Below are 12,282 nucleotides of genomic sequence, written 5' to 3' on the forward strand. Positions count from 1 at the left end.
CTTAAAAAATTCCTATAAAGAAATTAAAGGTTCAGTCCACTGTGGACCAAACCGAGCTAAAAATTACTTAACAGCGCGAGCTGTAATTATTGTGTCCGCAACATGTTTCGAGGCTTCAGCGTACTTCAAAAACTCCATAGAGTATGAGGCACGGCCTTGTGTTGCAGATCGTAGATCAGTAGCATAACCAAACATTTCAGAAAGCGGAACCTGGGCGTTAATTAATTTAAGTCCACCTAGCGCGTCTTCCATGCCTTCGATCATGCCGCGGCGACGGTTTAAGTCACCAACTACATCACCCATGTTTGCTTCAGGAGTGAGTACTTCAACCTTCATCATTGGCTCTAATAGTACAGGGTCTGCTTGTAGCGCACCTTGTTTCATTGCCAGTGAACCCGCTATTTTAAATGCCATTTCATTCGAATCTACATCATGGAATGAACCATCATATAAAGTCGCTTTCACACCAAGTAATGGGTAGCCTGCCAGCACACCTTGAGACATTTGCTCTTGGATGCCTTTGTCTACCGCAGGGATGTATTCTTTTGGAACTGAGCCACCTACGGTTTCGTTAACGAACTCGTAAATTGGGGCTTCATCATCCGAAATATCCATCGGTTCAAGTTTAAGCCAGACATGACCATACTGGCCACGTCCACCTGATTGACGTATGAATTTACCTTCAACTTTAACAGTTGAACGAATAGCTTCACGATAAGAAACCTGCGGCTTACCAACGTTACATTCAACACTGAATTCACGTTTCATACGGTCGACAATGATATCAAGGTGAAGTTCACCCATTCCAGAGATAATAGTCTGGCCTGATTCTTCGTCAGTTTGTACGCGAAAAGACGGATCTTCTGCCGCTAGTTTACCTAGCGCGATACCCATCTTATCTTGGTCAGCGATTGTGCGAGGCTCAACCGCAACAGAGATAACTGGTTCAGGGAATTCCATACGCTCAAGCGTAATAATAGAATTCGGATCACACAGTGTTTCACCTGTTGTTACGTCTTTGAGACCAATAGCCGCCGCAATATCACCTGCGTAGACTTCTTTGATCTCTTCACGTGAGTTTGAATGCATCTGAACGATACGGCCAAGACGCTCACGCTTACATTTTACTGGGTTGTATACCGCGTCACCCTGTTTAACAGTACCAGAGTAAACACGGAAGAAAGTTAAAGTACCAACGAACGGGTCTGTTGCAATCTTAAAAGCAAGTGCAGCAAACGGTGCGTTGTCATTAGCTGGACGCTCTTCCTCAGTACCATCTTCAAGGATACCTTGAATTTGTTTCACTTGTGTTGGTGCAGGCATATATTCAATAACGCCATCAAGCACAGCTTGAACGCCTTTATTTTTAAATGCACTACCACATGTGACTGGAACGATTTCGTTAGCCAATGTACGCTGACGCAAAGCATTTTTAATTTCTGCTTCGCTCAGGTCTTCACCTTCCAAATACTTATCCATTAGTTCTTCAGATGCTTCAGCTGCGCTTTCAACTAAGTTTGAGCGCCATTCTTCAGCTAAATCTTGAAGTTCTGCCGGTATTGCCTCATAGGTGAAAGTCATTCCCTGGTCTTTATCATTCCAGTTAATCATTTTCATTTTTATGAGATCAATAACACCTTTAAAGTCGTCTTCAGCGCCTACTGGTAGCTGAATTGGAACAGGCGTTGCTCCAAGACGAGATTTCACCTGGCCAACAACCGTTAAGAAGTCAGCGCCCGTGCGATCCATTTTATTTACGAAGATCATTCTCGGAACTTCGTATTTGTTCGCTTGACGCCAAACTGTCTCAGTTTGCGGCTGTACACCAGATGAAGCACAAAGCACAACTACCGCACCATCAAGTACACGTAAAGAACGCTCTACTTCAATAGTGAAATCTACGTGCCCTGGAGTATCAATAATATTGATACGATGAGCGTCAAATTGCGCGTCCATCCCTTTCCAGAAACACGTTGTTGCAGCAGAAGTGATTGTGATACCACGCTCTTGTTCCTGCTCCATCCAGTCCATAGTTGCGGCGCCATCATGTACTTCACCGATCTTATGAGAAAGACCTGTGTAGAACAGAACACGTTCTGTTGTGGTGGTTTTGCCTGCATCTACGTGAGCAACAATACCGATATTGCGGTAGCGCTCAAGTGGAGTTGTACGTGCCATAAAATCCTCTTAAAGGTTAAGGACAGATTACCAACGGTAATGTGCGAATGCTTTATTCGCTTCAGCCATACGGTGAACGTCTTCACGTTTCTTAACCGCAGTGCCTTTGTTGTCAGAAGCGTCAACAAGTTCTTGAGCTAAACGTAAGCCCATAGATTTCTCGCCACGCTTACGTGCAGCGTCTACTAACCAACGCATACCTAATGCGTTGCGACGTACTGGACGTACTTCTACTGGTACTTGATACGTTGAACCACCAACACGGCGAGATTTAACCTCTACCTGTGGACGGATGTTTTCAAGTGCAGTTTCAAAGATTTCAAGGTGCGATTTGCCTGATTTCTCAGCAGCCACATCTAGCGCACCGTAAACGATTTTTTCAGCAGTAGATTTCTTGCCGTCTAACATTACGATGTTAACGAATTTTGCAAGAAGTTCCGATCCGAACTTAGGATCTGGAAGAATTTTACGTTGACCTATTACGCGTCTTCTAGGCATTTTGTATCTCCGGTTTATTCAGGTTTGCTCTTTCGAGTCAATCACCCAAAACAATAATTAAAAATATTTAGTGCTTGGCCTTACTAACGGAATACAATTAGCCTTTAGGGCGTTTTGCACCGTATTTAGAACGAGCTTGACGACGGTCGCTAACGCCTGCACAGTCAAGTGCACCACGAACAGTGTGAAAACGCACACCTGGTAAATCTTTAACACGACCACCACGGATTAGGATTACACTATGCTCTTGAAGGTTATGACCTTCACCACCAATGTATGAAGTTACTTCGAAACCGTTAGTTAAACGTACACGAGCTACTTTACGTAACGCCGAGTTTGGTTTCTTAGGTGTAGTTGTATATACGCGAGTACATACACCGCGCTTTTGCGGACACGCTTTAAGCGCAGCTGAGTTACTTTTCGTAACCTTGCTACGACGTGGCTTACGCACTAGCTGGTTAATAGTTGCCATTTAAATAGCTCCTGAAATTAAAATTACTACTGAAAAAATAAAAAATCCGCCCTTTATTTACAAGCCCGTATTATACGTACTGGTAAATGGGTGGCGGAATTTTAATGAGCAAAGATTGAGCTGTCAACCTAAACCGTTAGCAAGGCAGTAGATAACTGCCTTGCAAAAACCTAATCTATTGATTAAGTTGAGTTTATTGGTTTCCAGATAAATCCGCGTTTAAAGCGTCTGTTAGTGCTTGAGTTGCCTCTTCTGCACTTACGGTTTGCTCTTCAACAACAACTTTGCTCTGCTTACGACGAGCCATACGATCCTGATGATACGCAAAACCGGTACCGGCTGGGATCAAACGACCCACAATTACGTTTTCTTTCAGACCGCGAAGTTCATCGCTCTTACCATTTACAGCGGCTTCAGTTAGGACACGAGTTGTCTCCTGGAATGATGCTGCCGAGATGAAAGATTCTGTGGCTAGTGATGCTTTAGTGATACCCATTAATTGGATTTCATATTTAGCTGGTAACTTGCCTTGAGCTTCTAAGTCGCGGTTTGCGATATTAACGCGTGCCACTTCAATTTGCTCACCGGCTAAGAATTCACTATGGCCGCCGTCAAGGATCGTACACTTACGGATCATTTGACGGATAATTGTTTCAATGTGCTTGTCATTGATCTTAACGCCTTGCAAACGGTAAACCTCTTGCACTTCGTTAACGATGTAGTTAGCAACATGTGTCACACCACGTAGGCGTAAGATGTCATGTGGTGATTCAGGACCGTCGGCGATAACTTCACCTTTAGACACTTGCTCACCCTCAAACACGTTAAGTTGACGCCATTTCGGGATCATTTCTTCATAATGATCACCTTCAGCTGGAGTAATAACTAAACGCTTCTTACCTTTAGTTTCTTTACCGAAGCTAATCGTACCGGTGATCTCAGCTAAGATAGCTGGCTCTTTCGGTTTACGCGCTTCAAATAAGTCGGCTACGCGTGGTAGACCACCCGTGATATCACGAGTTTTCGAACCTTCTTGCGGAATACGTGCTAACACGTCACCTGGATTTGCCGTTACACCGTCTGTTACTTCAATCGTAGTGTATGAAGGAAGACGAGTTTCTTGCAGACCGCGCTCTTCACTTTCGATGATAAGCTTCGGCTCTTTCGCATTTATCTTAGCAAGATCTTTAACAACTACACGGGTTAAACCAGTTAGTTCATCAGTCTGTGCTTCAGTGTTTGAGTCATCGATATCGCTGAACGATACTTTTGACTTATGCTCAAGAACGATTGGGTGACTATGCGGGTCCCAAGTAGCAACGATGTCGTTACCTTGAACTTCCGTATTGTCTTGTACTGTTAATACCGCACCGTAAGGTACTTTATAACGCTCTTTCTCACGACCATGGCTATCGATGATAGTGATTTCAGTAGAACGAGAGGTAATAACAATCTTACCGTCAGTGTTTAATACATATTTTGCGTTATGAAGCTTCAATGTACCGTTAGTTTTAACTTGTACATTGTTTTCAGCAGATGCTCTTGATGCCGCACCACCGATGTGGAAAGTACGCATCGTAAGCTGTGTACCCGGCTCACCGATTGATTGTGCCGCGATAACACCTACTGATTCACCCGCGTTGATGATATGACCACGTGCAAGGTCACGACCGTAACACTTAGCACATACACCAAAGTCGTTATCACAAGTGATAACTGAACGTACGCGAACTTCATCTACTGAGTGCTCTTCTAAAAGATCACACAGCTTTTCGTCAAGCATGATATTACGCTCTACTAGTACTGTATTAGTACCAGGGATCACAATATCTTCAGCAACAACACGACCTAATACACGTTCGCGAAGTGCTTCTACAACGTCACCACCTTCAATAAGCGGTTTCATTGTTAAGCCATCTTCAGTGCCACAATCGTCTTCGTTGATCACCAAATCTTGTGCAACGTCTACTAGACGACGCGTTAGGTAACCCGAGTTCGCTGTTTTCAGTGCTGTATCGGCAAGACCTTTACGCGCACCATGCGTTGAGATGAAGTACTGAAGTACGTTTAGACCTTCACGGAAGTTAGCCGTGATTGGCGTCTCGATGATTGAACCATCTGGACGTGCCATTAGACCACGCATACCTGCTAGCTGACGGATCTGAGCGGCACTACCACGAGCACCAGAATCGGCCATCATAAACACTGAGTTAAATGACGGTTGCTCTTCTTCTTCACCTTGGGCATTGATAACCGTGTCTTTTGACAAGTTGGCCATCATTTCACGTGATAAGTTTTCATTTACACGTGACCAGATATCGATAACTTTATTGTACTTTTCACCAGCCGTTACAAGACCTGATTGGAATTGTTGGTTGATTTCAGTTACTTCAGCTTCAGCTGCTTCGATAATTGATGCTTTGATCGGTGGGATAACTAAGTCATCGATACCAATTGAAACACCTGACTTCATTGCGTAGTGGAAACCGGTATACATAACTTGGTCAGCAAAGATAACGGTATCTTTAAGACCAAGACGACGGTAACACTCATTTAATAAGCTAGAAATCTGCTTTTTACCTAATGCTTGGTTGATTGACTCAAACGGCATACCTTTAGGTAAAATTAGCGACAAAATCGCACGACCGACAGTTGTATCGATGATAGTGACAGTATCTTCTACTACACCATTTTCGTTCTTCACTGACTGGCTGATGCGAACTTTTACGCGAGCGTGAAGTTCTGCATTACCACTACGGTATGCTTTTTCTGCTTCTTTTGGATCTTTAAATACGATACCTTCGCCTTTCGCATTAATGCGATCACGCGTCATGTAGTAAAGACCCAATACAACGTCCTGTGATGGAACGATGATTGGCTCACCATTCGCAGGAGATAGGATGTTGTTTGTAGACATCATCAATGCACGAGCTTCAAGCTGCGCTTCAATCGTTAGCGGTACGTGTACCGCCATTTGGTCACCATCGAAGTCGGCGTTGTAGGCCGCACATACTAATGGATGCAAATGGATTGCTTTACCTTCGATAAGCACAGGTTCAAACGCTTGGATACCCAAACGGTGAAGTGTTGGTGCACGGTTAAGTAATACTGGATGTTCACGAATTACTTCATCTAATACATCCCATACTTCCGGAACTTCACGCTCTACCATTTTCTTAGCAGCTTTGATTGTCGTAGCCATGCCGCGACGCTCTAGTTTGCCATAGATAAATGGTTTGAATAGCTCAAGTGCCATCTTCTTAGGAAGACCACATTGGTGAAGCTTAAGTGTAGGACCCACTGTGATTACAGAACGGCCTGAATAATCTACACGCTTACCAAGTAAGTTCTGACGGAAACGACCTTGCTTACCCTTGATCATATCAGCAAGAGATTTAAGCGGACGCTTGTTAGAACCTGTAATTGCACGACCACGACGACCGTTATCAAGTAGCGCATCAACCGCTTCTTGTAACATACGTTTTTCGTTGCGTACGATAATATCCGGTGCAGCTAAATCTAGTAGACGTTTAAGACGGTTATTACGGTTAATAACACGACGGTAAAGGTCATTTAGATCAGAAGTCGCAAAACGGCCACCATCAAGTGGTACTAATGGACGTAGATCAGGTGGCAATACTGGAAGTACTGTCATGATCATCCACTCAGGGTTATTACCTGATTGGTGGAACGATTCCATTAATTTAAGACGTTTAGTGATCTTCTTACGCTTAGTTTCAGAGTTAATTGTTGGTAACTCTTCACGCATTTCAGCAATTAATTGCGCAAGATCGAGTTCACGAAGCAAGTCTAATACTGCTTCAGCACCCATCTTCGCTTCAAACTCATCACCGTGCTCTTCAAGTGCATCTAGGTATTCTTCTTCACCTAATAGCTGACTACGCTCAAGCGTTGTCATACCAGGCTCAGTTACTACGAATGATTCGAAGTAAAGAACACGTTCAATATCACGAAGCGTCATATCGAGCATTAAACCGATACGTGACGGTAATGATTTTAAAAACCATATATGTGCAACTGGGCTCGCAAGGTCGATGTGACCCATACGATCACGACGCACTTTAGTGAGTGTTACTTCAACGCCACACTTTTCACAGATCACACCACGGTGTTTAAGACGCTTATATTTACCACATAAGCATTCATAATCTTTCACTGGTCCGAAAATACGGGCACAGAATAAGCCATCGCGCTCAGGCTTGAAAGTACGGTAGTTAATAGTCTCAGGTTTCTTTACTTCACCATATGACCATGAACGAACCATGTCTGGTGAAGCAAGACCAATGCGAATTGCATCGAATTCTTCGGTCTTATTTTGTTGCTTCAGAAACTTAAGTAAGTCTTTCACCTTAGCTCTCCTGTCGGAGTTAATCTTGAGGACGGATGATTTCGTCCCTACATTCTATTCGGCCGTAACAGGTGCTACAGGCTAGCTGTAGCACCTAATTGGCTTAATTTTCTTCCAACTCGATGTTGATACCCAGTGAGCGGATTTCTTTCAACAATACGTTGAACGATTCTGGCATACCTGGTTCCATTTTATGGTTACCATCAACGATGTTTTTATACATCTTAGTACGACCGTTCACGTCATCCGATTTCACTGTTAGCATTTCTTGTAGAGTGTAAGCAGCACCGTAAGCTTCAAGTGCCCATACTTCCATCTCACCAAAACGCTGGCCACCGAACTGTGCTTTACCACCCAGCGGCTGCTGAGTAACAAGGCTGTAAGAACCAGTAGAACGCGCATGCATTTTGTCATCAACTAAGTGATTCAGTTTCAGCATGTACATGTAACCAACGGTTACTTGACGTTCAAACTGATCGCCAGTACGGCCATCATAAAGTGTAACCTGACCACTACGAGGGTAGCCACCAAGCTCAAGCATGTCTTTGATTTCGCTTTCTTTCGCGCCATCAAATGCAGGAGTAGCGATTGGTAAACCACCTTTTAAGTTTTCAGCCAAACGACGAATTTCGTCATCTGTGAAGCTAGCAATATCTACGAACTGGCGAGATTCACCAATTTCGTATGCTTGCTTGATGAATTCACGTAGCTCATGAAGCTCACGTTGTTCTTTCATCATTTCTTCAATACGCTCACCAATACCACGAGCAGCTAGACCCATATGTGTTTCAAGGATCTGACCGATGTTCATACGTGATGGTACACCCAGCGGGTTAAGTACGATATCAACAGTACGACCTTTATCATCGTATGGCATATCTTCTACTGGTACGATAGTCGAGATAACACCTTTGTTACCATGACGACCCGCCATTTTATCACCTGGTTGGATACGACGTTTAACAGCTAGGTATACTTTAACAATCTTAAGTACGCCTGGTGCTAAGTCATCACCTTGGGTAATTTTACGACGTTTGTTTTCAAACTTTTTATCGTATTCAGCTTTTAGCTCATCGTACTGGGCTGCTAGTTGCTCAAGTTCAGCTTGCTTATCTTCTTCAGCAAGGCTTTGAGTTAGTAGCTTCTCTGCATTCAATGACACTAATCTATCTTCATCTTGACCAGCTGCAATAAGTAGCTTGCGAGCACGATCTAACACGCCTGCTTCAAGAATACGGAATTCTTCGTTAAAGTCTTTTTTCGCGTCACGAAGTTGCATTTCTTCAACTTCTAGCGCGCGCTTGTCTTTTTCAACACCATCACGGGTGAAGACTTGCACGTCAATTACAGTACCTGTAACAGAGTTTGGTACACGTAATGAGCTGTCTTTAACGTCAGACGCTTTCTCACCAAAGATAGCTCGTAGTAGCTTCTCTTCAGGAGTTAATTGCGTTTCGCCTTTCGGAGTCACTTTACCTACTAGGATATCGCCGCCTTTAACTTCAGCACCGATATAAACAACACCTGATTCATCAAGCTTGCCTAGTGCAGATTCACCCACATTCGGGATATCTGCAGTGATCTCTTCAGGACCTAACTTAGTATCACGGGCAACACACTGTAGTTCTTGAATATGGATAGTCGTTAAACGATCTTCTTCAACTACGCGCTCTGATAGTAAGATTGAATCCTCGAAGTTATAACCGTTCCATGGCATGAATGCCACGCGCAAGTTTTGACCAAGGGCTAAGTCACCTAAGTCAGTCGAAGGACCATCTGCTAACACGTCACCGCGAGTAACCGGTTCGCCAACCATACAAGTTGGTTTTTGGTTAATACATGTGTTTTGGTTAGAACGTGTGTATTTGGTTAAGTTGTAGATGTCGATGCCCGCTTCACCAGGGATGCGTTCTTCTTCATGTACATTAACAACGATGCGACTTGCGTCAGCATACATTACTTCACCACCACGTTTAGCAACAATCGTTACACCAGAATCTTTCGCTAGTGTTAACTCAATACCAGTACCTACTAACGGTTTGTCCGCTTTGAGTGTTGGTACTGCTTGACGTTGCATGTTTGAACCCATCAATGCACGGTTAGCATCATCGTGTTCTAGGAACGGGATAAGTGCTGCCGCTACAGAGATCACCTGTTGTGGTGATACATCCATATATTGCTGGTCCATGCGACCCATAAAGGTAGATTCACCTTTGTGACGACATGGGATTAATTCATCAACAAACTCATTGTTTTCAGTTAAGTTTGAGTTCGCCTGTGCGATAACAAACTGACCTTCTTCAATGGCTGATAAGTAATCAACTTCATCAGTTACAACACCGTCTACCACTTTGCGGTAAGGTGTTTCTAAGAAACCATAGTCATTAGTACGTGCGTACGTAGACAATGAGTTAATTAGACCGATGTTTGGACCCTCAGGAGTTTCGATTGGACATACGCGACCATAGTGAGTTACGTGAACGTCACGTACTTCAAAGCCAGCGCGCTCACGAGTTAGACCGCCCGGCCCTAATGCAGAAATACGACGCTTATGCGTTACTTCTGATAGCGGGTTATTTTGGTCCATAAACTGTGATAACTGAGACGAGCCAAAGAACTCTTTAACCGCTGCCGAAATCGGCTTAGCGTTAATAAGATCTTGTGGCATGATCGCATCTAGGTCACCTAAGCTTAAACGCTCACGTACAGCACGCTCTACACGTACTAAACCTACACGGAATTGGTTCTCAGCCATTTCGCCAACACTACGAATACGACGGTTGCCTAAGTGGTCGATATCATCAACATCGCCTTGACCGTTACGAATAGCAATCAATACTTTCATAACAGACACGATGTCTTCTTTGCTTAATGTGCCAGGGCCTGTGTCAGTATCATAACCAACACGGCTATTGAACTTCATACGACCTACAGTTGATAAGTCATAACGTTCTTCTGAGAAGAATAAGTTCTCAAATAAGGCTTCAGCCGCATCTTTAGTTGGTGGCTCGCCTGGGCGCATCATGCGATAAATTTCTACTAGTGCTTCTAGGCGGTTAGTGCTTGAATCGATACGTAAGGTATCAGAAATATATGCACCGCTGTCCACTTCATTGATATATAGCGTATCAATTTTAGTGTGACCTGCTTTAACCAATTCAGCCATTAACTCTAGAGTTAATTCATCATTCGCGTTGGCAATCACTTCACCCGTTGACTCATCAACGTAGTTTTGTGCAATTACACGACCAATGATGTACTCATGGGGTACTTCTAAATGGCTAATGCCTTTTTTCTCAATGCTCTTGATATGACGCGCAGTTACACGACGGCCAGATTCAACGAACACTTCACCGTCTTCACTTTTAATATCAAAGGCAGCTGTTTCACCACGTAAACGTGATGGCACAAGTTCCATAAGAACTTTACCGTCAGTTACTTCAAATGCAGTGGTTTCGAAGAAGATACTTAAGATCTCTTCTGTCGTGTACTCAAGTGCACGCAACATGATTGACGCCGGTAATTTACGACGACGGTCAATACGTACATATAAGTTATCTTTTGCATCAAACTCAAAATCTAACCATGAACCACGGTATGGGATAACACGTGCGTTATATAGCACTTTACCTGATGAGTGAGTTTTACCGCGGTCGTTATCAAAGAATACACCAGGGCTACGGTGTAGCTGAGAAACGATAACACGCTCTGTACCATTGATGACAAAAGTACCGGTATCGGTCATGAGCGGAATTTCGCCCATGTAAACTTCTTGCTCTTTAATGTCTTTAACTGTGCCTGGCGCTTCTTTGTCCATTACTACAAGGCGTAGTTTTACGCGAAGTGGAGCAGAATAAGTCACACCGCGAATTTGACATTCTTTTACATCGAAAACTGGCTCACCAATACGATAACTTACGTATTGAAGCTCAGAATTTCCCGAGTAGCTTTTGATTGGAAACACAGAACGGAAGGCAGCTTCCAAACCATGATCGCCATCAGCGTCCGGCACTAAGAATTTTTTAAACGATTCTAACTGCGTTGACAGTAAGAAAGGTATATCCAAAACTTGTGGACGTTTACCAAAATCCTTACGGATACGTTTCTTTTCAGAATAAGAGTAAGCCATGGGGTTCCTCAGCTTGCTGATCTTTGACCCGACCTGTTCTTGTAAGAACAGACTTAACTGGCATCTAAGCCAAGATTGTACAACATTTAATTGTTGTTCTGATAAACTCTCACTTTAACACTAGCAAACTATAAAGCGTTGAAAGCAAAGAGAAAATCAGATTTTATTTGAGCTATAGGAATACATCGCTCTATAGCGCAAAAAGGCCGGTGATTATATAATCACCAGCCCTTGCCTGATTTCTCAGACAGCGAACTTAGCAAAAGCTAAATTACTTAACCTCAACTTCAGCACCAGCTTCAGTAAGGTCTTTAGCAAGTGCTTCAGCTTCTTCTTTAGATACACCTTCTTTAACAGGTGTAGGAGCAGCTTCAACAAGAGCTTTCGCTTCTTTAAGGCCTAGGCCAGTTGCGCTACGAACAGCTTTGATTGCCGCAACTTTATTAGCGCCAGCGCCAGTAAGGATTACGTCAAATTCTGTTTTCTCTTCAGCAGCTTCAGCAGCAGGACCTGCTACCATAGCAGCTGCAGCAGTTACGCCGAATTTTTCTTCCATTGCTTCAACAAGAGCAACAACGTCCATTACTGACATTTCAGCAATTGCGTCAAGGATTTGGTCTTTAGTTACAGACATTA

General features: G+C 43.5%; 6 protein-coding genes. All 6 read right to left on the minus strand.

Features of this window, described 5'->3' with window-relative positions:
- Positions 1–63 precede the first annotated feature (63 nt).
- The 6 genes from fusA to rplL all read right to left on the minus strand — a co-directional run bounded on the left by fusA (position 64) and on the right by rplL (position 12,280).
- The gene (gene fusA / locus J7338_RS19425; RefSeq protein ID WP_210798623.1) at positions 64–2,178 is read right to left on the minus strand and encodes an elongation factor G; all 2,115 of its coding nucleotides are present in this window, start codon (positions 2,176–2,178) and stop codon (positions 64–66) included.
- A gap of 27 nt (positions 2,179–2,205) precedes the next feature.
- On the minus strand, positions 2,206–2,676 hold the full coding sequence (rpsG, locus tag J7338_RS19430) for a 30S ribosomal protein S7 (protein ID WP_054206871.1): 471 nt from the start codon (positions 2,674–2,676) through the stop codon (positions 2,206–2,208).
- Positions 2,677–2,773: 97 nt separating this feature from the next.
- Positions 2,774–3,148: a 30S ribosomal protein S12 gene (gene rpsL / locus J7338_RS19435; RefSeq protein WP_002958885.1), complete on the minus strand. Its 375-nt coding sequence runs from the start codon at positions 3,146–3,148 to the stop codon at positions 2,774–2,776.
- 193 nt (positions 3,149–3,341) lie between these two features.
- Positions 3,342–7,517, minus strand: a complete 4,176-nt coding sequence (rpoC, locus tag J7338_RS19440; protein WP_210798624.1) for a DNA-directed RNA polymerase subunit beta' — start codon at positions 7,515–7,517, stop codon at positions 3,342–3,344.
- A 103-nt stretch (positions 7,518–7,620) separates the two neighbouring features.
- Complete coding sequence (gene rpoB / locus J7338_RS19445) at positions 7,621–11,646, minus strand: DNA-directed RNA polymerase subunit beta (protein ID WP_210798625.1); 4,026 nt, start codon at positions 11,644–11,646, stop codon at positions 7,621–7,623.
- A gap of 271 nt (positions 11,647–11,917) precedes the next feature.
- Positions 11,918–12,280, minus strand: a complete 363-nt coding sequence (gene rplL, locus J7338_RS19450) for a 50S ribosomal protein L7/L12 (RefSeq protein ID WP_064668694.1) — start codon at positions 12,278–12,280, stop codon at positions 11,918–11,920.
- Between the last annotated feature and the right edge of the window lie 2 nt (positions 12,281–12,282).

The organism is Pseudoalteromonas ostreae (assembly GCF_018069805.1).
GTDB lineage: Bacteria > Pseudomonadota > Gammaproteobacteria > Enterobacterales > Alteromonadaceae > Pseudoalteromonas > Pseudoalteromonas ostreae.